The organism is Dongia sp. agr-C8 (assembly GCF_054658695.1).
This window is the reverse complement of record NZ_BAAGHZ010000001.1, coordinates 405,260-431,451: the sequence shown is the minus strand read 5'-3', so window position 1 is coordinate 431,451 and position 26,192 is coordinate 405,260. Positions and strand designations below refer to the sequence as shown.

At 66.7% G+C, this 26,192-nt stretch carries 26 protein-coding genes; 8 read left to right on the top strand and 18 right to left on the bottom strand.

Annotation, left to right across the window (positions count from 1 at the left end; all coding sequences use genetic code 11):
• Positions 1-15 precede the first annotated feature (15 nt).
• Together ACYQ4T_RS01890 and ACYQ4T_RS01885 are read left to right on the top strand one after the other, a co-directional pair.
• Complete coding sequence (locus ACYQ4T_RS01890) at positions 16-603, top strand: DUF1287 domain-containing protein (RefSeq protein WP_459850339.1); 588 nt, start codon at positions 16-18, stop codon at positions 601-603.
• Positions 604-672: 69 nt separating this feature from the next.
• A complete protein-coding gene (locus ACYQ4T_RS01885; RefSeq protein ID WP_459850336.1) occupies positions 673-1,854 on the top strand; it encodes an iron-containing alcohol dehydrogenase in 1,182 nt (393 codons plus the stop codon).
• Between the two features lie 79 nt (positions 1,855-1,933).
• On the opposite strand, the gene ACYQ4T_RS01880 is transcribed toward ACYQ4T_RS01885, so the two are convergent.
• Positions 1,934-2,569 (bottom strand): DUF1194 domain-containing protein, encoded by a 636-nt coding sequence (locus tag ACYQ4T_RS01880; protein WP_459850334.1) that lies wholly within the window; start codon positions 2,567-2,569, stop codon positions 1,934-1,936.
• Between the two features lie 6 nt (positions 2,570-2,575).
• Positions 2,576-4,663: an oxidoreductase gene (locus tag ACYQ4T_RS01875; protein WP_459850333.1), complete on the bottom strand. Its 2,088-nt coding sequence runs from the start codon at positions 4,661-4,663 to the stop codon at positions 2,576-2,578.
• A gap of 159 nt (positions 4,664-4,822) precedes the next feature.
• Between ACYQ4T_RS01875 and ACYQ4T_RS01870 the strand changes: the two genes are divergently transcribed.
• From ACYQ4T_RS01870 to ACYQ4T_RS01860, 3 genes are read left to right on the top strand one after another with little or no spacing between them, the layout of a single operon-like run.
• Positions 4,823-5,797, top strand: coding sequence for an ABC transporter substrate-binding protein (locus ACYQ4T_RS01870; RefSeq protein WP_459850331.1), 975 nt, complete (start codon positions 4,823-4,825; stop codon positions 5,795-5,797).
• Between the two features lie 41 nt (positions 5,798-5,838).
• Positions 5,839-6,741 (top strand): ABC transporter permease, encoded by a 903-nt coding sequence (locus ACYQ4T_RS01865; RefSeq protein WP_459850329.1) that lies wholly within the window; start codon positions 5,839-5,841, stop codon positions 6,739-6,741.
• Entirely contained in the window at positions 6,738-7,532 is a 795-nt protein-coding gene (locus ACYQ4T_RS01860; protein ID WP_459850327.1) for an ABC transporter ATP-binding protein, read from the top strand. The genes ACYQ4T_RS01865 and ACYQ4T_RS01860 overlap by 4 nt, the downstream gene beginning before the upstream one ends.
• On the opposite strand, the gene ACYQ4T_RS01855 is transcribed toward ACYQ4T_RS01860, so the two are convergent.
• The 12 genes from ACYQ4T_RS01855 to ACYQ4T_RS01800 all read right to left on the bottom strand — a co-directional run bounded on the left by ACYQ4T_RS01855 (position 7,533) and on the right by ACYQ4T_RS01800 (position 19,713).
• Positions 7,533-8,057, bottom strand: coding sequence for a YceI family protein (locus ACYQ4T_RS01855; protein WP_459850325.1), 525 nt, complete (start codon positions 8,055-8,057; stop codon positions 7,533-7,535).
• Positions 8,054-8,422 (bottom strand): hypothetical protein, encoded by a 369-nt coding sequence (locus tag ACYQ4T_RS01850; RefSeq protein WP_459850323.1) that lies wholly within the window; start codon positions 8,420-8,422, stop codon positions 8,054-8,056. Before ACYQ4T_RS01850 ends, ACYQ4T_RS01855 begins: the two co-directional genes overlap by 4 nt.
• 29 nt (positions 8,423-8,451) lie before the next feature.
• Positions 8,452-11,610, bottom strand: a complete 3,159-nt coding sequence (gene putA / locus ACYQ4T_RS01845; protein ID WP_459850321.1) for a bifunctional proline dehydrogenase/L-glutamate gamma-semialdehyde dehydrogenase PutA — start codon at positions 11,608-11,610, stop codon at positions 8,452-8,454.
• A 216-nt stretch (positions 11,611-11,826) separates the two neighbouring features.
• Complete coding sequence (locus ACYQ4T_RS01840) at positions 11,827-13,512, bottom strand: methyl-accepting chemotaxis protein (protein ID WP_459850319.1); 1,686 nt, start codon at positions 13,510-13,512, stop codon at positions 11,827-11,829.
• Between the two features lie 24 nt (positions 13,513-13,536).
• On the bottom strand, positions 13,537-14,262 hold the full coding sequence (locus ACYQ4T_RS01835; protein WP_459850316.1) for a hypothetical protein: 726 nt from the start codon (positions 14,260-14,262) through the stop codon (positions 13,537-13,539).
• A gap of 237 nt (positions 14,263-14,499) precedes the next feature.
• Positions 14,500-14,859 carry a hypothetical protein gene (locus ACYQ4T_RS01830; RefSeq protein ID WP_459850314.1) on the bottom strand — a complete coding sequence of 120 codons (360 nt, stop codon included), beginning with the start codon at positions 14,857-14,859 and terminating at the stop codon, positions 14,500-14,502.
• Positions 14,860-14,881: 22 nt separating this feature from the next.
• Positions 14,882-15,208 (bottom strand): hypothetical protein, encoded by a 327-nt coding sequence (locus ACYQ4T_RS01825; RefSeq protein ID WP_459850312.1) that lies wholly within the window; start codon positions 15,206-15,208, stop codon positions 14,882-14,884.
• 121 nt (positions 15,209-15,329) lie between these two features.
• A complete protein-coding gene (locus tag ACYQ4T_RS01820; protein WP_459850310.1) occupies positions 15,330-16,154 on the bottom strand; it encodes a creatininase family protein in 825 nt (274 codons plus the stop codon).
• The gene (locus ACYQ4T_RS01815) at positions 16,151-17,137 is read right to left on the bottom strand and encodes a sterol desaturase family protein (protein ID WP_459850308.1); all 987 of its coding nucleotides are present in this window, start codon (positions 17,135-17,137) and stop codon (positions 16,151-16,153) included. Before ACYQ4T_RS01815 ends, ACYQ4T_RS01820 begins: the two co-directional genes overlap by 4 nt.
• Before the next feature lie 95 nt (positions 17,138-17,232).
• Positions 17,233-17,964: an ArsR/SmtB family transcription factor gene (locus tag ACYQ4T_RS01810; protein ID WP_459850306.1), complete on the bottom strand. Its 732-nt coding sequence runs from the start codon at positions 17,962-17,964 to the stop codon at positions 17,233-17,235.
• An 83-nt stretch (positions 17,965-18,047) separates the two neighbouring features.
• Positions 18,048-18,827, bottom strand: a complete 780-nt coding sequence (locus ACYQ4T_RS01805; RefSeq protein WP_459850304.1) for an SDR family oxidoreductase — start codon at positions 18,825-18,827, stop codon at positions 18,048-18,050.
• A 25-nt stretch (positions 18,828-18,852) separates the two neighbouring features.
• Positions 18,853-19,713: a phytanoyl-CoA dioxygenase family protein gene (locus ACYQ4T_RS01800; RefSeq protein ID WP_459850302.1), complete on the bottom strand. Its 861-nt coding sequence runs from the start codon at positions 19,711-19,713 to the stop codon at positions 18,853-18,855.
• 116 nt (positions 19,714-19,829) lie between these two features.
• Between ACYQ4T_RS01800 and ACYQ4T_RS01795 the strand changes: the two genes are divergently transcribed.
• The 3 genes from ACYQ4T_RS01795 (at position 19,830) to ACYQ4T_RS01785 (ending at position 21,659) form a co-directional block, all read left to right on the top strand.
• Positions 19,830-20,843, top strand: coding sequence for a LacI family DNA-binding transcriptional regulator (locus ACYQ4T_RS01795; RefSeq protein ID WP_459850301.1), 1,014 nt, complete (start codon positions 19,830-19,832; stop codon positions 20,841-20,843).
• Between the two features lie 74 nt (positions 20,844-20,917).
• Positions 20,918-21,292 carry a hypothetical protein gene (locus ACYQ4T_RS01790; RefSeq protein WP_459850299.1) on the top strand — a complete coding sequence of 125 codons (375 nt, stop codon included), beginning with the start codon at positions 20,918-20,920 and terminating at the stop codon, positions 21,290-21,292.
• 79 nt (positions 21,293-21,371) lie between these two features.
• On the top strand, positions 21,372-21,659 hold the full coding sequence (locus ACYQ4T_RS01785; protein ID WP_459850298.1) for a GIY-YIG nuclease family protein: 288 nt from the start codon (positions 21,372-21,374) through the stop codon (positions 21,657-21,659).
• 103 nt (positions 21,660-21,762) lie between these two features.
• Here ACYQ4T_RS01785 and ACYQ4T_RS01780 read toward each other — a convergent pair whose 3' ends face one another.
• The 4 genes from ACYQ4T_RS01780 to gatC form a co-directional block, all read right to left on the bottom strand.
• Positions 21,763-22,749 carry an aldo/keto reductase gene (locus tag ACYQ4T_RS01780; RefSeq protein WP_459850296.1) on the bottom strand — a complete coding sequence of 329 codons (987 nt, stop codon included), beginning with the start codon at positions 22,747-22,749 and terminating at the stop codon, positions 21,763-21,765.
• 181 nt (positions 22,750-22,930) lie between these two features.
• Positions 22,931-24,406 carry an Asp-tRNA(Asn)/Glu-tRNA(Gln) amidotransferase subunit GatB gene (gene gatB, locus ACYQ4T_RS01775; protein WP_459850294.1) on the bottom strand — a complete coding sequence of 492 codons (1,476 nt, stop codon included), beginning with the start codon at positions 24,404-24,406 and terminating at the stop codon, positions 22,931-22,933.
• Positions 24,406-25,878, bottom strand: a complete 1,473-nt coding sequence (gene gatA / locus ACYQ4T_RS01770) for an Asp-tRNA(Asn)/Glu-tRNA(Gln) amidotransferase subunit GatA (RefSeq protein ID WP_459850292.1) — start codon at positions 25,876-25,878, stop codon at positions 24,406-24,408. Before gatA ends, gatB begins: the two co-directional genes overlap by 1 nt.
• Positions 25,878-26,165, bottom strand: coding sequence for an Asp-tRNA(Asn)/Glu-tRNA(Gln) amidotransferase subunit GatC (gene gatC / locus ACYQ4T_RS01765; protein ID WP_459850290.1), 288 nt, complete (start codon positions 26,163-26,165; stop codon positions 25,878-25,880). Before gatC ends, gatA begins: the two co-directional genes overlap by 1 nt.
• Between the last annotated feature and the right edge of the window lie 27 nt (positions 26,166-26,192).

Sequence of the window (26,192 nt, the reverse complement as noted above, 5' to 3'; positions counted from 1 at the left end):
CGCGATGCTGGCGCCATGTTCCGGTGGTGGATCGCGGCATTCGTGCTGTTGTTGGCTTGGCCCGCCCAGGCCGATCCCGCCTTGGACTTGGTCGCGGCGGCGCGGGACCAGATCGGGCGCACGCTCATCTACGACCCGCGCTATGAGAAGCTCGCCTACCCCATGGGCGACGTGCCGATCGAGCGCGGCGTCTGCACCGACGTGGTGATCCGGGCCTTCCGCGGCCAGGGCATCGACCTGCAGCAGTTGGTGCACGAGGACATGCGGCGGAACTTCGGGCTCTATCCGCAGGCCTGGGGCCTGGCGCGGCCGGATGCGAATATCGATCATCGAAGAGTCCCTAACCTTGCGACCTATTTCAAGCGGCGCGGCATGGCGGTCGAGCCTGGTGACGACCCCTTGGGCAACTACCGGGCCGGCGACATCGTGACCTGGATGCTGCCGGGCAATTTGCCGCATATCGGGATCGTCTCGGACCGCAGCGACCCTGTCTTTGGCCGGCCGCTGGTCATCCACAACATCGGCGGCGGAGCTGAGGAAGAGGACATGCTGACCGCCTATCCGATCACCGGCCATTTCCGCTGGTTTCCAAGCCCGAATTAGCTTCCAACGGCAGGCCAAGCGGCTAGAATGCCGCCGTTTTTCGATCCAACCCTTCAGGACCTGCCCCACATGACGACCGACGCCGCCGCCCTCAAAGGCAACTGGAACTACCCCACCTCCGTGAAGTTCGGCGTGGGCCGGATCAAGGAACTGCCGGACCATTGCAAGGCGCTGGGGCTGAAGCGGCCGTTGCTGATCACCGATCCCGGCCTGGCCGGCCTGCCGATGATCAAGAACGCGCTCGCCGCCAACGAGGCCGCCGGCATCCCGACCGGTCTCTATTCCGAGGTCCAGGGCAACCCGATCGGCAAGAATGTCGATGACGGGGTGAAGGTCTACAAGGCCGGCGGCCATGACGGCGTCATCGCCTTCGGCGGCGGCTCGGCGCTGGATGCCGCCAAGGCGGTGGCGCTGATGGTCGGCCAGACCCGGCCGATCTGGGATTTCGAGGATATCGGCGACTGGTGGACCCGCGTGAACGCCGCCGGCATCGCACCGATCATCGCGGTGCCGACCACCTCGGGCACCGGGTCGGAAGTCGGCCGTGCCTCGGTCATCACCGACGAGAGCACCCATGTGAAGAAGATCATCTTCCACCCGAAGATGCTGCCCTCCATCGTGATCGACGATCCGGAGCTGACCGTGGGCCTGCCGCCGCACATCACCGCGGCGACCGGCATGGACGCGCTGTCGCATTGCCTGGAAGCCTATTGCGCGCCGGGCTATCACCCGCTGGCGGACGGCATCGCGCTCGAAGGCATGCGCCTGGTCGCGGAGAACCTCCCGGCCGCGGTGAAGGACGGCAAGAACCTGGTCGCCCGCGCCAACATGATGGCGGCGGCCTCGATGGGCGCCACCGCCTTCCAGAAGGGCCTCGGCGGCATGCATGCGATCAGCCACCCGCTGGGCGCGCTCTACAACACCCATCACGGCCTCACCAATGCGGTGGTCATGCCCTATGTGCTCGACTTCAACCGCAAGGCCATCGACGAGCGGATGACCCGTCTCGCCCGCTTCCTCGGCCTGCCGAACCCCGGCTTCAAGGCGGTGATGGACTGGGTGCTGCAGCTCCGCAAGGAGATCAGCATCCCGCACACGCTCCGCGAGATCGGGGTCGACGACAAGCGCGTGGACGAGGTCGCCAAGGCCGCCGAGGCCGATCCCTCCGCCGGCGGCAACCCGATCAAGGTCGGCGCCGCCGAGCTCGGCAAAATCTTCGTCGCCGGCTTGAACGGTACCCTGGCGGCGTAAGCTCACCGCGCCGGTCGCGATACTTCACGGATCGCGACCGGCGCTTTACGGCTGGAACAAAACCGATACGCACCGCCCTTCAGGACAGCGGGTTGCCAATCTCGCGCAGCAGCTTGCGCAGGATGGCGGCGGGGAAGGCCTCCAGATCCGGCGCGGGCTGGACGAAGGCATCGCGCCCGCCGATCACCCGGGCCTTGTAGTAGATCGGCAGCAGCTGCGAACCCTTGGTGATCGGCAGGCCGTTGATGGTGATCCCTTGCGCCACCGCGCGGTCGCGGGCCGCCTCGGTCATGCCGGTGACGTTGTCGATGCCGTCGCCGGAGACGTCGATCACCCGGCGCTTGGCGGCGAAGGGCAAGGCCGTGAGCAAGCCGGCGGCAAAGTCGATCGCGATCGCCAGGGCGGTGCCGCCTGCCTGCCATTCCCGCTCGGCGCCGGCGATCACGGCGGCGGCGGCTTCGAGATCCGCTTCGGTCGCAAGCAGTTGCCAGGGCATCGCGATCGACTGCGAGCGCGCGCCCGACCACAGGACCAAGGTCAAGGCGATGCAATGCTCCCGGCCGGCGGCGATGGCGTCCTGCAGGGCGGGATGCCGGAGCGCTGCGGCGATGCCTTCCATCTGAATCCGGAACTCGACCGGGTCGACGCTGCTCGAGCAATCGACCGCCAGCACCAAAGCGAGGTCGACTTTCTGCGAAGGGTCCGGCGCGGCCATGCCGGATCATAGCACGGCGGTTATGACCACTCGATCACGGCGGAACGGCGGCTCTTCCGGAAGGTCCTCGGCCGTCGCCTGGTCGCCGTCGATACGCCGCGCCGTGCGGTGGCCGTCATAGACCGCATGGGCGATCAGGCCTGGCGCTTTGCAGTCGCCGATCCGCTGGATGCCGGCAATGCCAGCGGCGGCATTCGCGGCAGCATCCGATTGCAATGCATGCCAGAGCGCGTCATCGGGCTCGCGCGAAGTCACCGGCACGAAGGCGCCGCAGGGAAGTTCCCGCCGCTTGCCGGAGAAGACGCAGGAGAGCGTCGCTTGACCGCCGGCCACGACATCGACCGAATGGCTGACGACGATCTGCACGCCGACCTCGATCAACCGCGCCTGGCTGCGCGCCTGCTCCATGGTGAAGCGGCTCCAGAAGCCGACCACGCCGGCGGTCGTCACATAGGTGACGGCATAGCCCTCGCCCGCCAACAGCTCCGCGAGCACAGCCGCCATTAGATAGTGGTCGTCGTCGAAGACGATGACCGGTTTGGTCTTGTCGGCTGGGCGCTTGCCGGCCATCAGGTCGTCGGGGGTCAAGGTGATGGAGGAATCCAGTTCGGGATTGCCGGCGGGAAAGGTGTGGCCCATCGCGTCGGCGCGCCAATGGCTGCCCGTCGCCAGTAGGACATGGCGCGGCGAGAGCTCGCGGATGTCGGTCGCGGAGAGGCGGCTTTCGCGGAAGATCTCGACGCTGTCGAACTTCGAGAGCTGGTATTGGCGATAGTCGCGCACCCGCGCCCATTCGCCCAGACCCGGCAGCTTGCTCTCCAAGGTCACGCGGCCGCCGAGATCGCGGCGCGCTTCCGCCAAGGTCACCTGGTGCCCGCGCTTGCTCAGGGTGAGCGCCGCTTCGAGCCCGGCCGGACCGGCGCCGACCACCAGGACGCGTTCGCTGTTCTGCGCGCGCGGCATGCGCTCGGGATGCCAGTCGCGGCGCCATTCCTCGCCCATGGTCGGGTTCTGGGTGCAGCGGAGCGGCACGCCCTGGATGTCGCAGGCATAGCAGATGTTGCAGCCGATGCATTCGCGAATGTCGTCGGGCCGCCCTTCGGCAATCTTCTTCGGCAGGAAGGGATCGGCGATCGAGGGCCGCGCGGCGCCGATCAGATCGACGATGCCGCGCTTCAACTGGCTGAGCATGGTCTCCGGCGCGGTGAAGCGGCCGACGCTGACCACCGGCTTCCGCACGATGCTGCGGACATGGGCGATCAGCGGCTCCAGCGAGGCCTCGCGCACGAAGCGCGAGACGCCCATCTCCTGCGAATAGTCGGTGATGGTGACGTCGAAGAGATCGGGGCCGTCCTTCAGGAGCTCGAAGACGGCGCGGCGCTCGCCGTCGGGATCGGCACCCGGCGTCGCCTCGGCATCGACCTCGATGCGGATCGCCACGGCCAGAGCATCGCCGACCGCTTCCTTGGTCTCGTCGATCAGCTCGCGGATGATGCGGACCCGGTTCTCGATCGACCCGCTATAGCCCTCGATCGTGCGGTTGATGCGGCGGTCGAGGAATTGCGAGAGCAGATAGGTGTGGCTGGCATAGACATAGACGAGATCGGCGTCGGCCTCCTTTGCGCGCAAAGCCGCGGCACGGTGGGCGCGGCGGTAGTCGCGGATGTCGGCGAGGTCCATGCGCCGCGCCTGCAGCGGGGCCTTGTCGGCCGGCAGGCTGTTGGGGCCGATGGGAGTCTGGCGCGAGAGCAGGTTGGCCGAGCGCAGGCCGCCGTGCCAGAGCTCGACGCCGCAGAGGCTGCCATGGGCATGCACGCCTTCCGCCAGCACCGCCAGATTGGCGACGTCGCCCGCATCCCAGAGCGAGGCGAAAGGTGACGGGTGGTCGTCGGCGGTCGGGTGGATCGAGCAGTATTCGGTGCAGACCGTGCCCCAGCCGCCTTCCGCCTTGACCGCGCGCATGGCGGCCAGGGTCTGCGGCATGGTGTAGCCCATGCCGGTGCAATGCGGCACCTGGTAGAAGCGGTTGGGCGCGGTGACCGGGCCGATCCGGAGCGGCGCGAAGAGCGGGTCGAAACGCGGGTCGCGGGGCATGGGCTTCCTTCAGTGCGAGGCGGCCCGCATTATAGCCGTCCGGATCGGCCCGGCGAGCATGCTCCGGATGCGCGGTTTCGCAGCGCCGCCGCCCTCTTGACGCCCTGGATACGGCTGCTATTGCATGATCCGCAAAACAAGCTTTCGGGGAGGATTTCCATGTCGTTTTCGCGTCGTTCTCTGCTCGCCAGCGCGGGCTTCCTGCTGGGCGCTTTCGCCCTCGGCACGCCGGCTTTCGCCGAAGACGCCTTCGTGGCCGTCACCGCCATCGTCGAGCATCCGGCGCTGGACGCCGCCCGCGACGGCGTCCGCGACGAATTGAAGGCCGCCGGCTACGAGGAGGGCAAGAACCTCAAGTTCATCTATGAGAGCGCCCAGGGCAATCCCGGCACCGCCGTGCAGATCGCGCAGAAGTTCGTCGGCGAGAGCCCGAGCGTGATCGTGCCGATCTCGACGCCGTCGGCGCAGGCGGTCATCAGTGCGACCACCGACATCCCGGTCGTGTTCACCGCCGTGACCGACCCGCTCGGCGCCAAGCTGATCGGCAATCTCGAGAAGCCCGGCGGCAATGTGACCGGCATGAGCGACCTCTCGCCGATCGGCAAGCAGATCGATCTCATCCACCAGGTCGTGCCCAGCGCCAAGAAGATCGGCGTGCCCTTCAATCCCGGCGAGGCCAATGCCGTGACCCTGGTCGGCCTGGTCAAGGAGAAAGCCGCGAGCATGGGCATGGAAGTCGTCGAGGCGCCGGCACCGAAGTCGTCGGACGTGCAGGCGGCGGCGCAGAGCCTGGTCGGCAAGGTCGACGTGATCTACGTCCCGACCGACAACACCATCGTCTCGGCGCTGGAGGCGGTGATCGGCGTCGGTGTCGACAACAAGCTCCCGGTCTTCGCCGGCGACACCGATTCGGTGAAGCGCGGCGCGATCGCGGCGATCGGCTTCGACTACTACGACGTCGGCCGGCAGACCGGCAAGATCGTCGCGCGCATCCTCAAGGGCGAGAAGCCCGGCGACATCGCCGTACAGGGCATCGAGATCACCCAGCTCTTCGTCAATCCCGGCGCGGCCGAGAAGATGGGCGTGACCTTGCCCGACGCCCTGGTCGCAAGCGCCAAGGAAGTCGTGAAGTAGAATCGAGGCGGCCGGGTTCGGCACCCGGCCGCAGCTTCCGCATGAGTCTCGTTGCCTTCCTCGGTGCGGTCGAGATCGGGCTGGTCTTCGGCCTGGTTGCGCTCGGCGTGTTCCTGTCGTTCCGGGTCCTCAACTTCCCCGACCTCACCGTCGATGGCAGCTTTCCGCTGGGCGCGTCGGTTGCGGCAACCCTGATCGTCGCCGGCGTCGATCCCTTTGCCGCCACGGCGGTCGCGATCGCCGCGGGCGCGGGCGCGGGCCTGGTGACGGCCTTCCTGAACCTGCGCTTCGGCATCCTGCATCTGCTCGCCAGCATCCTCACCATGATCGCGCTCTATTCCATCAACCTGCGGATCATGGGCCGGCCCAACGTGGCGCTGCTCGGCACCGACACGATCCTGACGCCGTTCCAGGGCCTGGGCCTCGCCAACCTTTATCTGAAGCCGCTGCTGGCCGGCGTGGTGCTGCTGGTCGTCGGCGTCCTGCTGACCCGCTTCCTGCACTCCGCCTATGGCCTTTCGATGCGGGCGACCGGCAGCAACCCGCGGATGGCGCGGGCCCAGGGCATCGACACCAAGATGACGACCTATATCGGCATGGCGATCAGCAACGCGCTGGTGGCACTGGCCGGCGCCTTGTTCGCGCAGATGAACGGCTTCGCCGACGTGACCATCGGCACCGGCACGATCGTCGTCGGCCTCGCCGCGGTGATCCTCGGCGAGGCGATCTTCGGCGCCCGCTCGCTCACGGTCTGGATCCTGGGCTGCATCGCAGGCTCGGTGCTCTATCGCCTGGCGGTGGCGCTGGCGCTCAACGCCTCGTTCCTGGGCCTGAGCGCGTCCGACCTCAACCTGGTGACGGCGCTGCTGGTCGCGGTGGCGCTGATCCTGCCGGGTGCCCGCAATCCCTTGCGCGCGCTCGTCGCCGGAAGGCGGAAGCCGTGATCGCGGCCGAGAACATCGCGGTCACCTTCAACCGCGGCACGCCGATGGAGACGCCGGCCTTGCGGGGGCTCGACCTCAAGATCCCGGAAGGCGAGTTCGTCACCGTGATCGGCTCCAACGGCGCCGGCAAGTCGACCTTGCTGAACGTGCTGACCGGCGATGCCGCCGTGAATGCGGGCCGCGTGATCATCGACGGACAGGACGTGACCGGCTGGCCGGCGCCGCGCCGCGCCGCGCTGGTCGCCCGGGTGTTCCAGGATCCGCTGGCCGGAAGCTGTGCCGATCTCAGCATCGAGGAGAACCTGGCGCTGGCGGCCGCGCGCGGCACGCGCCGCGGCCTCGGCCTCGCGGTCGGTCGCGGCCGGCGCGACGCCTTCCGCGACCAGCTGCGCCGCCTGGGTCTCGGCCTGGAGAACCGCCTGGGCGACCGCATGGGCCTGCTCTCCGGCGGGCAGCGGCAGGCGGTGAGCCTGCTGATGGCCACCCTTCAGCCGATGAAGATCCTGCTGCTCGATGAGCACACCGCGGCGCTCGACCCGAAGACAGCGGAGTTCGTGCTCGACCTCACGCGGCAGATCGTCGAGGACCAGAAGCTCACCACGCTGATGGTCACGCATTCGATGCGGCAAGCACTGGACTATGGCACGCGCACCCTGATGCTGCACGAGGGCCGCGTGGTGCTCGACGTGGCCGGCGCGGCGCGCCAGGGCCTCGACGTCCCGGACCTGCTGGCCCTGTTCGCCCGGCAGCGCGGCGAGACCCTGGCCGACGACAGCCTGCTGCTGGGGTAGTCAGCGCTTCGGCCAGCTCTTCATCCGCTCCAGGCGCCCGCGCAAGGTGCGGTCGGGGCCGCCTTCGCCGTAGTCGATGTCGTCGATCTGCCAGGTCTTGCCCGGCTCGTAGTAGAAGCCGGTCAGGACCAGCGGGCGCGGGCTGCCGTTGATGGTGAGATCGATCTTCGCCTTGGTCGCGCCGTCGGGCTTCACCGCGCGGATCTCGATCTTCCGCTTGGGCAGAGCACCCCAGCCGAACAGGATGTGCAGGATCGGGCCATCGGGTTCGCTCGGCGGCAGCGCCCGGTCGGCGACAGCATCGCGCATCGCCTGGACCTCCGGCGAGAACAGGCCCTGCAGCTCCCGATCGGTGAGATCGGCGCCGGCCCCCGCCTCCGCCGCTTCGCGCAGGGCCAGCGCGCCGACATAGAGCGTGTTCACCCAGTCGGCGAAGGACATCTCCGGTTCAGCCCCCAACGCGCGGTCCAGCCCGGCGCAGACGCCGATCCCAGCGACAATGCTGAGGAAGCCGCGCCGGTTCATCCGGGCTCGTAGGTTTCGCAGAACTCGACAACGCGCCATATCTCTTCCAGCTCGGCAGCACTGGCGCCCGATCCCCGCAGCCGGACGGTCGAGCTGTCGGCGCCGGCATCGTCCATGCTGATGGCCCATATGGGCGACCCATCCTTGGTGCGGGACGCCAGGATGGAATAGTCACCCTCTCCGCCGCCGATGGCGAGGTAAAGATCCGGGTTTCGGACATGGGCGCCCATCGCCGTGCAGGTCCCGAGATGCATCGATGCCTTCGCGAACCGGCCTTCGCGCTCCGCGCCGGAGCCCGACGTCGTCGGAGTCGAGCAGGCTTGAGCGGCCGCGCCCAGCAAGAGCACCACCATCGGTCGACGCATGATCTCCCCCCGCGATCAGGCGACTTGCGTCAGGTCTCCTCGTTGAGACTGAGCAGTGACGCATTGCCCCCGGACGCCGTCGTGTCCACCGAGAGGGTACGCTCGGTCGCGAAACGGTGCAAATAGTGCGGGCCGCCGGCCTTGGGGCCGGTGCCGGAGAGGCCTTCGCCGCCGAAGGGCTGCACGCCGACCACCGCGCCGATCATGTTGCGGTTCACATAGGCGTTGCCGACCCGCAGCCGGCTGACGATATGCTCGGCGCGGCTGTCGATGCGGGTGTGGATGCCGAGGGTGAGGCCGTAGCCGGTGTTGTTGATCGCCGCGATCACCTCGTCCAGGCGGTCGCCCGCATAGGCGATCACATGCAGGATCGGGCCGAATACCTCGCGCTCGAGGCGCTTCAGGGAATCGATCTTGTAGGCGCGCGGGGCGAAGAAGTAGCCGAGCTGGCAATCGGCGCTGAGCCTGGTCTCGTGGATCAGCTGGCCTTCGCGCGCCATGCGGGCGGCGTGCTTCTCCAGCATCTCCTTCGCGTCCTTGTCGATCACCGGGCCGACATCGGTCGAGAGCAAGGCGGGATCGCCGATCTTCAGCTCGGCCATCGCGCCCGCCAGCATCTCGGTCAGCTTCGGCGCGATGTCCTGCTGCACGAACAGCACGCGCAAGGCCGAGCAGCGCTGGCCGGCGCTCTGGAAGCCGGAGACGACGGTGTCGCGCACCACCTGCTCCGGCAGCGCGGATGAGTCCACGATCAGCGCATTCTGGCCGCCGGTCTCGGCGATCAGCGGGACGATCGGGCCGTCCTTGGCGGCGAGCACGCGGTTGATCGCGCGCGCGGTCTCGGTCGAGCCGGTGAAGGCGACGCCGGCGATCCTGGGATCGGCCACCAGCGCCGCGCCCACGGTCGCGCCGTCGCCGGGCAGGAGATGCAGCACGTCGCCGGGGATGCCGGCGCGGTGCAGGATCGCGACCGCGAGCCCGGCAATCAAAGGGGTCTGCTCGGCCGGCTTGGCGATGACGCAATTGCCGGCGGCGAGCGCCGCGGTCACCTGGCCCGTGAAGATCGCCAGCGGGAAGTTCCAGGGGCTGATGCAGGCGAAGACGCCGCGGCCATGCAGTGCCAGCTGGTTGCGCTCGCCGGTCGGTCCCGGCATCAGCATCGGCGCGCCGAAATCCTCGCGGCAGCGCGCGGCGTAGTAGCGGCAGAAGTCCACGGCCTCGCGCAGTTCCGCGATGGCATCCATCACGGTCTTGCCGGCCTCGCGGATGCAGAGCGCCATTACCGCCCCCCGCTCCGCCTCCAGCAGGTCGGCGGCGCGGTCGAGGCAGGCGGCGCGTTCCTGGGCCGGGGTCGCCGCCCAGTCCGGGAAGGCGCGTTGTGCCCGGGAGATCGCGTTGTCGACATCCTTGGCCGTGGCATTGACCACCCGGCCGACGGTCTGGCGGAGATCGGCCGGATTGAGCACGGCGTCGCCTTCGCCGCCGGTCGGATAACCGCCGATGATCGGCGCGGTCTTCCAATGACGTTCGGCGGCGGATTCGACCTCCGCCTTCAGCGGCGCCAAGGCATCGAGATCGGTGAGGTCGATGCCCCGGGAATTGCGGCGCTCGGCGCCGTAGATACCGGAAGGCTGCGGGATGCGGGGGTGCGGCTTTTGCGCGAGCTTGCGGACCTTGGTGATGGGATCGGCGACGATCTCGTCCAGCGGCGCCTTCTCATCGACGATGCGGTTGACGAAGGAGGTATTGGCGCCGTTCTCCAAGAGGCGGCGGACGAGGTAGGCCAGCAGGTCCTCATGGGAACCGACCGGCGCGTAGATGCGCGCGGCGATGCCCATTGTGTCTTCGGGTACCACCTGCTCATAGAGCGGCTCGCCCATGCCGTGCAGGCGCTGGAACTCCAGCTTGTCGCGCGCGGCGACCTCGCCGCCCGCCATCTCGATCACGGCGGAGAGGCTGTGCGCGTTGTGGGTGGCGAACTGCGGGAAGAAGGCATCCGGTGCGGCCAGCAGCTTCTTCGCGCAGGCGAGATAGGAGACATCGGTCGAAGCCTTGCGGGTGAAGACCGGATAGCCCGGCAGGCCGCGCTCCTGGGAGTTCTTGATCTCGCTGTCCCAATAGGCGCCCTTCACCAGGCGCACCATCAGCCGGCGCTTGTGCCGGCGCGCCATGTCGCCCAGCCAGTCGATCAGCGCCGAACAGCGCTTCTGATAGCCCTGGATCGCGAGGCCGAAGCCGTTCCAGCCCACCAGGCTCGGGTCGGCGGAGACCGCCTCGATCACGTCGAGCGAGAGGTCGAGGCGATCCGCCTCCTCGGCATCGATGGTGAAGCCAATGTCGAATCGCTTGGCCGATTGGGCGAGCGTGACGATGCGCGGCACCAGCTCGGTCATGACGCGATGCCGCTGTGCGAACTCGTAGCGCGGGTGCAGGGCCGAGAGCTTGATCGAGATGCCGGGACCCTTGATCGGACCCTTGCCGGCGGAGGCCTTGCCGATCGCCTGGATCGCCTTCTCATAGGCGTCGAAATAGCGCTTGGCGTCGGCGGCGGTGCGTGCGGCCTCGCCCAGCATATCGTAGGAATAGCGATAGCCCCTGGCCTCGGTCGCCTCGGCGCGTTCCAACGCCTCGTCGATGGTGCGGCCCATGACGAACTGGCGACCGAGGATCTTCATCGCCTGGGTGACGCCCTGGCGGATCACCGGCTCGCCGCTGCGGGTAACGAGGCGCTTCAGGATGCCGCGGAGGTCGGTGTCGCCCTGGTCGAGCTTGAGGACGCGTCCGGTCAGCATCAGCGCCCAGGTCGAGGCGTTGACGAAGAGCGAGTCCGACTCGCCCAGGTGCTGGCCGAAATCGGCTTCGCGCAGCTTGTCGCGGATCAGCTGGTTGGCGGTCTCGGCATCCGGAATCCTGAGCAACGCCTCGGCGAGGCACATCAGCACCACGCCCTCGCGGCTGGAGAGCTCGTAGGCATGCATGAAGGCATCGATGCCGCCGGCGCCGACCCGGTTGGCACGGACCGAATCCACCAGCTTGCGGGCGCGGGCAGCGACGCGGTCCTGCATCTCGGGCGGAAGCTCCGCCTCTTTCAGGAGCTGCTCGACGACTTGCGCTTCGTCGGCACGGTAGAGCGCCCGCAAGTTGCGGCGCAGCGGACCGGGCTCAGCCGGATCCTGATCGAGAATCATGGGACCGCCAAAGAACGTGGCAAAGGATCAGCGGAGTTGGTTTGCCGCTGATTTCGGGGGCGGTCAAGGGGTGGAGATGCCGGGCGCTGGATCTCTGAGTGCTCAGGCTGCACGCGCCGCCATCCCGGCCTTCCCCCTGAAGGGGGAAGGAGAAGATCGGTGCAGTGGCTCGGCGGAAAGCCCTCCCCTGTTCAGGGGGAGGGTTGAGCGCTCCGCTCAGACCGCCCGCACTTCGTTCAAGAAGCTGTCGATATAGGTCTTCAGGCCCTCGGATTCGCCGAGCATCTGCTTGGCGGCTTCCATGACCGACTGGGCGGCGGCACGGGTCTTGGCGACTTCGGCGCTGACCACTTCGATGGAGTGGGTGACGCCTTTGGTGCCTTCCGAGGCCTGCTGGACGTTGCGCGAAATTTCCTGGGTCGCGGCGTTCTGCTCCTCGACCGCCGCAGCCACCGCGGAGGAGATGTCGTTCATCTGCCGCACCTGGCCACCGACCGCGGCGATGCTGTCGACCGTGCCCTTGGTCGTGGCCTGAATGCCGCCGACCTGGGCGCCGATCTCCTCGGTCGCCTTGGCGGTCTGATTGGCGAGGTTCTTCACCTCGCTCGCGACCACGGCGAAGCCCTTGCCCGCCTCGCCGGCGCGCGCGGCCTCGATCGTGGCGTTCAGTGCCAGCAGGTTGGTCTGCTCGGCGATCTCGTTGATGAGACGCACCACCTCGCCGATCTTCTGCGAGGCCTCGCTGAGCTCAGTGACGTTCCGGGTGGTGAGCTCGATGGCGTTGACCGAGGTCTGCGCCAGATTGGCCTGGTTGGTGACCTGGCGGCTGATCTCGGAGATCGAGGCCGAGAGCTCTTCCGAAGCCGAAGCCACGGTCTCGACGCCGGCCTGCGCCTCCTGAGCGGCGGCGGCGACGGTCTGGGACTCGGCCGCGGAGACATCCGCGGTCTTGGTGAGGTCGACTGCGGTCCGCTCCATGCCGCGGGCGGCGCTGGCGAGCCCCTCCACCATGCCCTTCACCTGCTCGTCGAAGGCGCGGGTCAGGTTCATCATGTGCTCGGCGCGCTGCTCGCGGTCGCGCTGCTCGGCTTCCTGCGCCCGGCGCATCTCCTCGTTCCGCACCATGCTTTCCTTGAAGACCAGCACGGTCTTCGCCATCTGGCCGACCTCGTCGGTGCGCCCGTTCACCGGAACCTCGGTCAGCAGGTTGCCCTGCGCCAGGCTCTGCATCGAGCCGTTGAGGCTGATGATCGGCTTGGCGACGCCGCGCGAGAGCGCCACACCGGAGAGCACGGCGATCACCAGGCTGATGGCGGCGCCGATGAGGGTCGCCGTCAAAGTCAGGCTGATGGCCGACTGCTGCTCGGCGAAGCGCTGGTCGGACAGCGAGTTCTGATAGGCGTGGACCTGGCCGGAGAACTTCTGCAGCGCCTCATTGAGGCGCGCGCCGACGCCGGTCAGCTCGATGGCGCGGGCCTCGTTGACGGTCGAAGGATGCTCCATCAGCGCCACCTGCCGGTCGGCGGTGTTCTTGCGCCAGTCGGCGATCGCGGTTTCGGCGTCGCTCAGCGCCTGGCTCAGCGTTGCGTCGCCGGCAACCGCTTCCTTGGCCTTGGCCAGCGCGTCTTCGTAACCGGCGATGCCGGCGAGATAGGCCTGCTTGTAGGTGGCGCTGCCGGTGATCAGCATCTCGCCGATCGCCCATTGCAGCGCGGTCACCCGCTCGGTGACGTTCTGCAGCAGCACGCCGTCTTCCGCGGTCTGCCGGGCCTGCTCGCTGGCGCTGCGGATGATGCGGTTCTGCAGGGAGCTGACCACGCCGACGGCAATGATCACCACCAGGATCGCCGCGAAGCAGACGCCGAGCTTGCCGGAGAGCTTCATATTCTGGAACGCGTTCATGACTTCAGTTCTCCGTATCGGCGCCTAGAGCGACTGCGCCTGGCGGCGCTCGAGTTCAGTGAGGTTCATTTCGATGGTCGCGGCGCCGATCGGCTTGCCGGATTGCGGATCGACCACGGTGAAGTTCACCTGGGCGCGCCAGGTCTTGTCGTCGTCGTTGAACTCCGCTTCGTCGATGAAGACGGCGTCGGGACCGACCTGGAAGGTCTTCTGGAACTTCCCTTCGTCGCCCTGCCAGTAGTCAGAGGTCACCGAGCTCTGGCCGACGTTGAGGCCCTTGTCGTCCATCACGAACATCTCGGTATAAAGGCCGGCCGATCGGGCCTGGAGATAGAGCAGATAGTTGGAAAGCGGGCTGGAGAGCATCTCGGCAATGAGCGGCTGCTTCTCGGCCTTGGCCTCGGCCTTCCATTCGTTGTCGAGCGCGTCGATCCCGGCCTGGTCGATCTTGGCATGGGCATCGTTGCTGGCGCCGATCGAGATCGTGGTGACCGGCTGCGCCAGCAGCTTCTTCACCGCAGCGACGACATCCGGCGTGATCAGCTTGGCGGGATCGGGCGCGGCCGGCTTGGAAGCGGTCTCGGTCGGGGCCGCTGCCGCCGGTGCGGGCGCCGGGGCAGCCTCGGCGGCAGGCGCGGCCTCTACGGCCGGGGCCGGCGGGGTCGGTGCCGCCGGGGCATCCTGTGCGAGAGCAGGCACCGCCGAGAGCAGGAGGGCCAGCGGCACGAAGTACAGGCTTGTTTTGGTCATTGGCCGCGACGCAGCCGAGCGAGAGTCCATGGTTTGCCCCGATCCCTTTTCACAGTCAGCCGCCGCAGCGAAGACGGCGTTCCTCTGTGAAGCTAGGGAGCGAAGCCTAAGAAGTGATTAAATTTGGACCGGTTTCTGGGACTACTTGAAAAGAAACGAGATAAATCAATACTGAACATGGTCCCGACGAGGGATTTTCCCGACAATGTCAGGAACCTGTTCCGCCTCCGACTGAGGTCAGCAGTCCTTATCCACAGCGAGCTGGGTGAGTTTCTTGTTCCGCTCCTGGTAGGTGCGGAGCTCGATGTTCTGCGCCTTGCCCTCGTCATAGGCGACCAGGACCGGCGGGAAGAAGAAGGCGTCGCCCGCCACGACGTCGGCATTGCCGGCCCGCACGTGGTTGCTCTCCCGCACCAGCCGCGCCATGTAATACTGGTTGTCGTTCAGCTCCTTCAGGAGCGCGTGGCAGGACTTGTCGGCGTCGCCGGCCTGGTTGACCTGGACGGGCGCCGCCGGGCGGCCGGCGCAGGCGCCGAGCATCGCCGCGAGCGTGAGCACCGCCGCGCCGCCGAAGACCCGTTTTGCACTGATCCGCATCGTTCTTCCCCGAACCCTGGTTTCAGCAGCCGCGATCGGCGGCCATGCCATCGAGATGTTTGTCCCGTTCCAGCAGCGCGTCGTTCTCGACTTCCTGCGGCGTCTTCGCCTTGCCGCTGACGCTGGTCTCCTCAATCGCCGCCACGCCCGGCGCCAGGAACGGAATGGTCCGCGCCATCAGGTCGTTGTCGCGGGATTCGAGCGAAGCCTGCTCGACGTTCCGATCACGCATGGCTTCGGCGATCCGGTCCTTCTCCTCCCGGATGTCCTGGCAGGTGTAGTACTTGTCATAGACCCAGGCGACGGGCGTCGGATTGGGCTCGCGCCCGGCACAGCTTGCCAGGAGCACGGACGTGCCCAGGACGCAAAGTGTTAACGCAGCCCGCATCGCTTCCCCCGCTCGCGGATCGGTTGATGGCGCATTTTACGCAGGAAGCACCCCGCCGACAATGGCGATTCTGGCCCTGGAATCAGGGAATTGCAGCAAGTTCCTGTCGGATTTGCCGAACCGCGGCCTCGATTTTGAGCTCCAGGAGCTTCCGGCCCAGCGCCGGCGTGGCCTTGGCGGGATCGCCGATGACCCCGTTTTTACTCCCATCGGGGTTGCCGGCGCTGGACCCGAGCAGGGCCATGCGTATCCCCTCCGGGTCGATCGCCATCAACTGGGCGGTGTCGATCAGGGCGGCGTGGACGCCGATCTCGGCCGCGCTGAAGCCCTGGGATTTCAGCCATTCCTCCTGGCCGTTCCGGGCGTAGTAGTCCCCGACCTGAAAGACACGGACACCCTTCGGCTTGAGCTCGGCGTCGAGCCGCTTCGCCACCGCCGCCTGGGGCCGCTGGTTGGGGCCGGAATCGCCGAGGAAGAGGATGGTCTTGAAGCCTTCGGCGGCGAAGCTGCGTACCGTGGATTCGAGCACGCTCTCATAGACCCCGTCCGGCAGGCTGATGCTGCCGGGAAAGCGCATATGGCCTTGCGGCGGATCCCAGCTCCCTTCCGGCACATAGGCGAGGACCGGCGCGACCAGGGTCTTGCCCAGGCGCCGCGCGATCTCGGCCGCGGTATAGCGGACGATCACGTTGTGCTTGCCCAGGACCATATGCGGGCCGTTCTGCTCGGTGCCGCCGGTCGGCAGGATGATGGTGGTGGCCCCCGCCTCCATCCGCGCCTTGATCTCGGTCCAGGTCAGGTCCTCGATCATCACGGAATTCGCGCCGGGATCGGCGGCGCGCACCGGCCCGCAGAGACCGGAGACGAGGAAGCCGAGGAGAAGGAGGAACCGGCGCGCCCGGATCACGCGGTCTTCGCGGGTTTGAGCCAGCGGCGCGCGAGATTGGCGAAGGGGCGGAAATACATGGCCAGCACGCCGTGGAAATGCACGTGCTCGCCGGTGGTGAGGCCGAGCGCGTAATCCGCCTCGTCCTTGTTCGGCACATAGAGCGTGCCGAAGACGCGGTCCCAGAAGGAAAAGATGAAGCCCATGTTCATGTCCAGGTGCCGCGCCTCGCGGCTGTGATGGACCTGATGCATCCACGGGCTGACGAAAACCTGACTGAGGATCGAGCCGTAGCCGAGCGGGACATGGGAATGCCGCAGGTTGAAGCCGACCACATAGAAGGCGAACAGGATCGCGTTGATGCCGAGGATGGTGAAGCCCGGCCGGCCGCCGTCGGTCATGTAGCCGAACAGGCCCATGAGCAGCCCGGTGAAGAGCGCGGTCACGTTCATGTTGAAGACGACTTCGACCGGGTGCATGCGATAGGCGGTCAGGGGCGTCATGACCTCGGCCGAGTGGTGCACCTTGTGGAATTCCCAAAGGCTCGGGATCTTGTGGAAGATGTAGTGCATGTAGAACAGCAGGAAATCGTTGAGCACGATCTGGCTCACCATCGAGAGCCCCAGCACCCAGAGCGCGCCGGCATTCCAGGGATCGGCAAGCGGACCGAGCGTGCGGGTGAGCGCGGCTTCGGTCAGGTCGGTCACCGGGGCGACGAAGACCAGTGCCAGCGGCGCCATCAGCGCGAAGACGATGCGATCGACCAGGAAGAACTTGTAATCGGCGATCGCCGACTTGTGCAGGTAGATCTGCTTCGGGAACAGGAAGGCGAACAGGCCGTGCTGCACCACATCGGGCTTGTGGCGGCGCAGATAGACATAGACGCCGACCGCCAGGATCAGGGAGGTCGCCAGGTAGCCGATGAAGATCCGCTCGTTGAAATCGACCGGATAACGGAAGGGATCGCGCAACGCGTCCCAGAGTCTCTGCCAGATGCCGTCCAAAATTCCGCCTCGAAGCTTCGGAAGCGCGAGCAGTATAGCCCATTCCAATAGGGTCTGAGGCCTAAGGATCCGTTAACCTTCGGCCAGTCCGCACACTATGCGGCGCGGCGCCGCAGTTCCGAGACCGGCAGTGCGATGCCGAGGCTGTCGCGGAAACCGGCCAGTCCCTTGCGCGTCAGCGAGACGGCGCGGCTGTCCTTGACCCGTAGGATCCAGCCGAGGTCGAAGCAGCGGGTGCAGAAGGCGGCGCCGACGGCACCCGCGACATGGGGCCGCCGCTCGGTCAGGTCGATGCAGATCTTGCAGAAGCAGCGGCGCTGCCGGCCGATCGCCTCGAGGTCGATGCCGAAATCAGCGAAGAAGCCGCGGCCGCGCCTGGTGACGACGCCAGCGTCGTCGTCGAGGACGAGGAAGCGCCGTTCGACCAAAGCCTCGGCAACCGCGACGCCAAGCTCGCCGGCGAGGTGGTCGTAGCAGGTGCGGGCCTCGCGCATCGCGGTGTCGACAGTGGAGGGCAGGCGACGACGCGGCTGCGGCTGATCGCCGGCGACCTGGTAGATCGTCTCCAGCATCGAGGCCACCTTCGACGAAGCCAGCTTGTAAAAGCGGTGCCGGCCCAGCGCCTGCACCGTAACGAGCCGCGCGGTCTGCATGCGCGCGAGATGCCCGCTGGCGGTCTGCGGCGTGACGCCGGCATGCCAGGCGAGGTCGCTGGCGGAGAGCGACTGCCCGCCGAGCAAGGCCGTCAGCATGTTGGCGCGCGCCGGATCGCCGACCAAGGCGGCGATCTCCGCCATCGCGGCGCCGGAGGGCATGGACTTGTTCATGGATGAAGGATAGGCCCGCGCCCCTCGCGAGTCACGCAGCAACATTTCGGCCGGAGCCGAAACGTCTCTGCCTGTTCGCGGGTCTATTCCGGATAGCGGCCGGCGACGTTCTGGTCGTAGTCGACCAGCGCGCCGGTCATGACGCCGGATTCCGGGCTCAGCATATAGGCGACCAGGCCGGCGAGCTGGTCCGGCTTCACCAGCTGGCCCATCGGCTGCTGAGCCTCGACATCCTTCAGCCAGCCTTCCGGCCGGTCGTGGAATTTCCTCTGGGTCTGGTCTTCCTGCGGCGTGTCCATCCAGCCGACATTGATGCCGTTGCAGCGGATCCGCTTGGTCGCATAGGCATTCGCGGTGTTGCGGGTGAGATTGGCCAGCGCCGCCTTCGACGCCGAATAGGGCGTGAGGTAGGACTGCCCGACGTAGATCACCATCGAGAGGATGTTGACGATGCTCCCCGGTTTGCCGGTCTCGATCAGATGCTTCACCACACCCTGCATGGTGAGGAAGGGGCCGCGGGCGTTGGTGTTGAAATGCTTGTCCCAGGTCTCGAGGCTGGTGTCGAGCAAGGTGCCGCGGCTGGTCTCGGCGGCGGAGTTCACCAGGGCATTCACACTGCCGAAGGTGTCGATCGCCGCGGCGATCAGGCGCTTCGCATCCCCGGGGTTGCTCATATCCGCCTTCACGAACTCGCAGGGCGTGCCCAGGCCGGAGATCATCTTGGCGGCCGCCTCGCCCTTCTCGAAGTTGCGGCCGCTGATGACGATGCTCTTGGCGCCCTCAGCGGCCAGCCGCCTGGCGATGGCGAGACCGAGACCTTGCGTGCCGCCGGTGATGACGGCACGGGTTTCCGAATTGCGCATGCTGCCCCCGGTTCTTCTTCGGCCTTCAGTATTTTTGTGAGAAGTAGCCTTCCTGGTTCCCGCCCGCGGCTTTGTCGAGCACCTGCGGATAGGGATAGGCGAGGCCGACCAGCTGGCGGATGAAGTCGCCACCCTTCTCGATCACTTCCTTGCGCACGCCGGCGAGCTGGTCCTCCAGCGGCTTCACGAATTTCGGCAGATATTCGATCAGCAGGCCGGTGCGATCGGAATTGCTGTTGTTCGGCATCGCGCAATGCCAGCAGAGGCCGTAGAAGACCGCGACGTCGCCCGCCTTGCCCGTCATGCGCTCGGTCTCCGGCGGCAGTTTGGCCGGCTCGTCGGGATAGCGGCCGAGCTTCTGGGTGTGCGGCACGATTGCGGTGGCGCCGTTCTCCGCGGTGAAGTCGTCGAGCAGGATGGTCGCCTGCAGGTTCATCGGGAAGGAGGGATTGATGTTGGTCGGGAAGCTCGAGCGCTTGTAGATGTCCCAATAGGGGTAATCGACATGCAGCTCCTGGCCCGGCCCACCCGGCAGCAGCCGGTTGGCGGCGATCGAGCCCAGGATGAACTCGTCGCCGAGAAAGGCCTTCACGATCGAGACGATCGGCTCGCGCTTCAGCATGGTGATGAAGATGTCGCCCTTGTTCAGCAGGTTCCACACCCGGCGCTGCAGGTGCAGCTTGTCCTTGTTCTGCCCCTGGAAGTGGGTGACCTTGTCCACGCCGCGGTCGGATTCCTCCATGATGATCGCCCGCGCCTCGGCGATCTCCGCCGGGGTGAAGACCTGCGGCAGGGTGAAATAGCCCTTGCCGTGCAGCAACTCATCGACCCAGGCCTGAACCTGTTGCGTGCTGGGTACCGGACCGTTGGCAGTCCCGCCGTCCATGCTGTTTCACTCCCGCGAAGGCTTCTTATTCGCGTGGGAGTTTGACACCCGCGACGCATCAGGAATAGATCAAGATCACATCAAAAAGCCATCAACAGGCCATGGGACCACGGGGGATGCCGCAGCGCTTCACGGTGAAGCAGATCGCCGCCCAGGCCGGCATCAGCACCGCGACGGTGGATCGCGTGCTGAACGAGCGGCCGGGCGTGCATGCGCAGACCAGGCTCCGCGTGGAGCACGCAATTTCGGAGCTGGAGCGGCGCGCCGCGGCCTCGCTGGCGATCGGCTGGAATCTCTATGTCGATGTCATCATGCATTCGCCGCGGCGCTTCACGTCGCTGGTGCAGGAAGCGGTCGAGCGGGCGATGGCCGATCTCGATCCCTTCCGGGTCTCGGCGCGCTTCCACCTGCACGAGGATATCGCGCCGGCGAAGCTCGTGAAGCTGATCGAGGCGCGCGCCGCGGACCGGCCGGGCGGGATCATCCTCAAGGCCTCGGACGAACCGGAGATCGCCGAGGCGGTCAACCGCCTGACGGCGAACGGCGTGCCGGTGGTGACGCTGGTGACGGACCTGCCGCGCGCGCAGCGTCTCGCTTATGTCGGGATGGACAACCGCGCGGCGGGACGCACCGCGGCCTTCCTGCTCGGGCGCCTGCTCGGCGACCGAAAAGGCGCGGTAATCGCCCATCTCGGCAGCCACAACTTCCAGGGCGAGGAAGAGCGCGAGGTCGGCTTCCGCGCGCTGATGCGCGAGCGCTTCCCGAAGCACGCCGTGGTCGAGGTGAGCGGCACCTTCGGCCTGGATCGCGAGACCCGGCGCCAGGTGGCGCAATGCCTGAAGGAACGGCGCGACATCGTCGCGGTCTACAGCATGGGCGGCGGCAACCGCGGCATCCTGCAGGCCTTCGACGATGCGGCGCGCCCGGTGCTCGCCTATATCGGGCACGACCTGGACGACGAGAACCGCGCGCTGCTGCAGGCGGGCCGGATCGACGCGATCATCGACCACGACCTGGTCGCCGATGCGCGCGACGCCCTGCGTGCGATCCTGTTCCACCACCGCCGCATCGAGAGCCATCATTCCAGCCAGCCGAGCCGCGCCATGGTGGTGACGCCCTACAATCTCTGACGCTCTCAGACTCGGATTGACTCGGCCTCGCGATATGGAACATATAGGGAACATTGAACACGAGGAGAGACGCGATGAGCGGTGTCTTTCTGACCGGAGCTTCCGGGATCGAATACTTCTTCACCCCCTACCCCTTCGCCGAGTCCGGCTGGCATCCCGATCCGGCGAACTACGCCTTTGCGCATCTTGACGAGAATGGCGCCTGGCAGATCGTCTATATCGGCGAGACGGCGAACCTGCTCTCCCGCATGCGGACGCACACCCAATGGCCGGCGGCACAGCGCCTGGGCTGCACCCATGTGCTGGTCAATCTCAACGCCGACGGGCCACGGGTGCGGCGCGTGCAGGAGCGCGACCTGGTCGCGCGCTACCAGCCGGTGCTGAACACCCAGCTCTTGCGCGAGCCGAAGCCGCGGGTGCGGCGGATGGGCTATTACCCGGGCGGGTGACGCAACTCTCTTCCCCGCTCACTCGCTTGAATCGTCATGGTCCGCGAAGGCGGACCATCCACGAGTTTGGTCGAGATAAATGACTGCTTGGGTCTACATCATGACAAACTGCAAGAATGGGACGCTGTACATCGGCGTAACCGCCAATTTGGCGCGGCGCTGCTTTGATCATCGGCGTGGTGTCGGCAGTGAGTTTACCCAGGAATACCGATTACATCGTCTGGTCTATGTTGAAGCACATGCCACCATGCCGCTGGCCATAGCTCGGGAAAAGCGATTGAAGACTTGGAACCGCGCTTGGAAGGTGCGGCTGATCAACAAGGATAATGCGGAATGGGACGATCTCTTTGATTGGCTGCCGGGATAGCGGGTTGGCAAGCTTGCTCTCTTACGGTGGATGCAAACTCGTGGATGGTCCGCCTTCGCGGACCATGACGAGCTAAGTTTAGAGCAGACGGAGAGTAAGCGCCTTACCGGTCGATTTGCTTCTGCATCGCCTCGGCATAGCGGTCGCCCTGGACCGGGATGGCGGCCACGGCCAGGTCGATCTCGGCCAAGTCCGCGGACAAAAGCGAGACCGCAGCGGCGCCGACATTCTCCTCCAGCCGGTGCAGCTTGGTGGTGCCGGGGATTGGCACGATCCAGGGCTTGCGCGCCAGGATCCAGGCCAGCGCGATCTGCGCCGGCGTCACGCGCTTGGCTTTCGCGAGTTCGGCGACCTTGTCGGCGATCCCCTGGTTGGCCTTGCGCGCCTCGGCGGAGAAGCGCGGCAGGGTGTTGCGGAAATCGCCCGCGCTGAAGCTGGTGTTGGCATCGACCGAGCCGACCAGGAAGCCGCGGCCCAGCGGACTGAACGGCACGAAGCCGATGCCGAGCTCCTCCAGGGTCGGGAACACGGATTCTTCCGGTTCGCGCCACCACAGCGAATATTCGCTCTGCAACGCGCTGACCGGCTGGACCGCATGGGCGCGACGGATGGTGTTGGCGCCGGCCTCGGAGAGGCCGAAATGCTTGACCTTGCCGGCCGCGATAAGGTCCTTCACCGCGCCGGCGACGTCCTCGATCGGTACATTGGGATCGACGCGGTGCTGGTAGAGGAGATCGATCACGTCGGTCCGCAGGCGCTTCAGCGAGGCCTCGACCACCGCGCGGATGTGCTCGGGACGGCTGTTCAGGCCTTGGCCCTTGCCGGTCTTCGGGTCGGGGTTGAAGCCGAACTTGGTCGCGATCGCGACCTGGCCGCGTACCGGCGCCAGGGCTTCGCCGACCAGCTCCTCGTTGGTGAAGGGGCCGTAGATTTCCGCCGTGTCGAACAGGGTGACGCCGCGCTCCACCGCGGCGCGCAGGAAGGCGATGCCCGCGCTCTTCTCCACGGCCGGGCCATAGGCGTGCGAGAGGCCCATGCAGCCGAGGCCGATCGCGGAGACTTCGAGTTTGCCGAGGTTGCGCTTTTGCATCGGGGGCTCCTTGTATTGTGCCGGCGAGGCCTCACGCAGCTTCAAGGCCCTCACCCTGTCCCTCTCCCTACGGGCGAGGGAACGCTGTTGCAGCAGCCTTCAGAAACCTCCCTCTCCAGTAGGGAGAGGGCTGGGGTGAGGGGCTTGCCGCGGCTTGAGAAGCATCAGACGAGCCGCGGCGTCAGCCGCTGAGCTTCGCCTTCAGGCGTTCGTTGAGCATCGCCGGGTTGGCCTTGCCGCCGGTCGCCTTCATCACCTGGCCGACGAAGAAGCCGAACAGCTTGTCCTTGCCCGAACGGTATTCGGCGACCTTGTCGGCGTTCTTCGCCAGGATGTCGTCGATCGCGGTGTCGATCGCGCCGGTGTCGGTCACCTGCTTCAGGCCCTTCTCCTCGACGATCGCAGCCGGCGCCTTGCCGGTCTCGTACATCGCGGCGAAGACGTCCTTGGCGATGCGGCCGGAGATGGTGTTGTCCTGGATGAGGCCGACCAGCTCGCCCAGATGCTGCGCCGAGATCGGGCTCTCGGTGATCGCCTTGCCGGACTTGTTCAGCACACCGAACAGTTCCGAGATCACCCAGTTGGCGGTGAGCTTCGGATCGCGGCCTTTCGCGGCCTGTTCGTAATAGTCGGCGGTTTCCTTCTCCGCGACCAGCACACCGGCGTCGTAGTCCGAGAGCCCGAACTCCTGGATGAAGCGGGCACGCTTCGGATCCGGGAGTTCCGGCAGATGCTGCTTCAGCGATTCGACCCAGGCGGCGTCTAGCTTCAGCGGCAGCAGGTCGGGATCCGGGAAATAGCGGTAGTCATGCGCATGCTCCTTCGAGCGCATCGAGCGCGTGACGCCCTTGTTGGTGTCCCAGAGGCGGGTCTCCTGCTTGATCGTGCCGCCCTCCTCGATCACCTCGATCTGGCGGCGCGCCTCGTATTCGATCGCGGCGGCGACGAAGCGGATCGAGTTCACGTTCTTGATCTCGCAGCGCGTGCCCAACTCGCTGCCGGGCCTGCGCACCGAGACGTTGACGTCGCAGCGCATGGAACCTTCGTCCATATTGCCGTCGCAGGTGCCGAGATAGCGCAGGATCGAGCGCAGCTTGCGCAAGTAGGCGGCGGCCTCTTCCGAGTTGCGCATGTCGGGCTCGGAGACGATCTCCATCAGCGCGACGCCGGCGCGGTTCAGGTCGACATAGGTCTTGGTCGGGTGCTGGTCGTGCAGGCTCTTGCCGGCGTCCTGCTCGAGATGCAGCCGGGTGATGCCGACCTCGCGCCGCCGGCCCTCGGGCAGGTCGAGGATGATGGTGCCCTCGCCGACGATCGGCTGGGTGTACTGGCTGATCTGATAGCCGGCCGGCAGATCGGCGTAGAAATAGTTCTTCCGGTCGAACACCGATTTCAGGTTGATCTTGGCATTGAGACCGAGGCCGGTCTTCACCGCCTGCTCGATGCAGACCTCGTTGATCACCGGCAGCATGCCGGGGAATCCGGCATCGACCAGGCTGACCTGGGTGTTGGGCTCGGCGCCGAAGGCGGTGGCGGCGCCGGAGAACAGCTTCGACTTCGAGATCACCTGGGCATGGACCTCGAGGCCGAGGATGACCTCCCACTTGCCGGTCTTGCCTTCGATCAGGTTCTTCTCGTCGACAGGGATGTCTCTCATTAGAAGCCCTCCGGCTTCGCGGTGAAGTTCGCGGCGCGCTCGATGGCGCGGCCGGCGCGCAGCACCGTCTCTTCGTCAAAGGCGCGGCCGATCAGCTGCAGGCCGAGCGGCAGGCCGCGGCTGTCGAGGCCGGCCGGCACCGAGATACCGGGCAGGCCGGCGAGGTTCACGGTCACGGTGAAGACGTCGTTCAGATACATCGCCACCGGATCGTCGAACTTCTCCTCGAGGCCGAAGGCGGCGCTGGGCGTGGACGGGGTCAGCACCACATCCACATCCTTGAAGGCGTCGGTGAAGTCCTTGAGGATCAGCGCGCGGATGCGCTGCGCCCGGAGATAATAGGCGTCGTAATAGCCGGCGGAGAGCACGTAGGTGCCGATCATGACGCGGCGGCGCACTTCCTTGCCGAAGCCGGCCGCTCTCGTGAGCTCGTACATGTCATCGAGGCTTTCGCCCGGCACGCGCAGGCCGAAGCGCACGCCGTCATAGCGCGCGAGGTTGGACGAGGCCTCGGCCGGGGCGATGATGTAATAGACCGGCAGCGCGTATTTGGTATGCGGGAGGGTGATCTCCTTGATCTCCGCACCCTGCTCCTTCAGCCAGGCGACGCCCTGGTCCCAGAGCTTCGCGATCTCCGGCGAAAGGCCGTCGAGGCGATATTCCTTCGGCACGCCGACCTTGAGGCCCTTGACCCCGCCCTCGACCGCCTTGCGGTAATCGGGCACCGGGATATCGACCGAGGTCGAATCCTTCGGATCGTGGCCGGCCATCGCGCCCAGCATGATCGCGGTGTCCTCGACGGTGCGGCACATGGGCCCCGCCTGGTCGAGCGACGAGGCGAAGGCGACGATGCCCCAGCGTGAGCAGCGGCCATAGGTCGGCTTCAGGCCGACGATGCCGGTGAAGGCGGCGGGCTGGCGGATCGAGCCGCCGGTATCGGTGCCGGTCGCCGCCAGCGCCATGCGCGCCGCGACCGCAGTCGCCGAGCCGCCGGAGGAACCGCCGGGCACCAGCCGCGTGTTGTCGCCTTTGCGGCGCCAGGGATTGGTGACCGGGCCGTGATAGGAGGTGCCGTTGCTGGAGCCCATGGCGAACTCGTCCATGTTCACCTTGCCCAGCATCACCGCGCCCTGCTTCCAGAGATTGGCGGAGACGGTCGATTCATAGGTCGGGTGGAAGCCGTCCAGGATGTGCGAGCCGGCGGTGGTCAGCACGCCTTCGGTGCAAAAGAGGTCCTTGATCGCGAGCGGCACGCCCTCCATGGAACCCAGCTTCTGGCCGCTGGCGCGGCGGACGTCGGAGGCCATCGCCATGGCCAGCGCCCGTTCCTTGGTCTCGGTGATGAAGGCGTTGAGGTCGCGGTGCTGCTCCATCTGTGCGAGGCAGGCCATGGTCAGCTCGAAGGCGGTGAACTCCTTCTTGGCCAACCCGTCGAGCGCACCGGCGATGGTGAGGTGGTTGAGGTCGGTCATTATTCGACCACCTTCGGCACGACGAAGAAGCCATGCGTGGCGTCGGGCGCGTTCTTCAGCACCTTTTCCGGATCGCCGCCGTCATCGATCACGTCGGCGCGGCGCGGCAGGTCGCGGCTCTGCACCCCGGCCATCGGCTCGACGCCGGTCACGTCGACCTCGTTCAGCTGCTCGATCCAGGTCATGATGCCGTTCAACTCGTTGACGAGGCCGGGCAGCTCGGCGTCCTCCACGCGGATGCGCGCCAAGGTCGCGATATGCTTCACCTGCTTCTGGTCGAGGGACATGGCTGAAAGCTCTAATTTCTCAAGGAA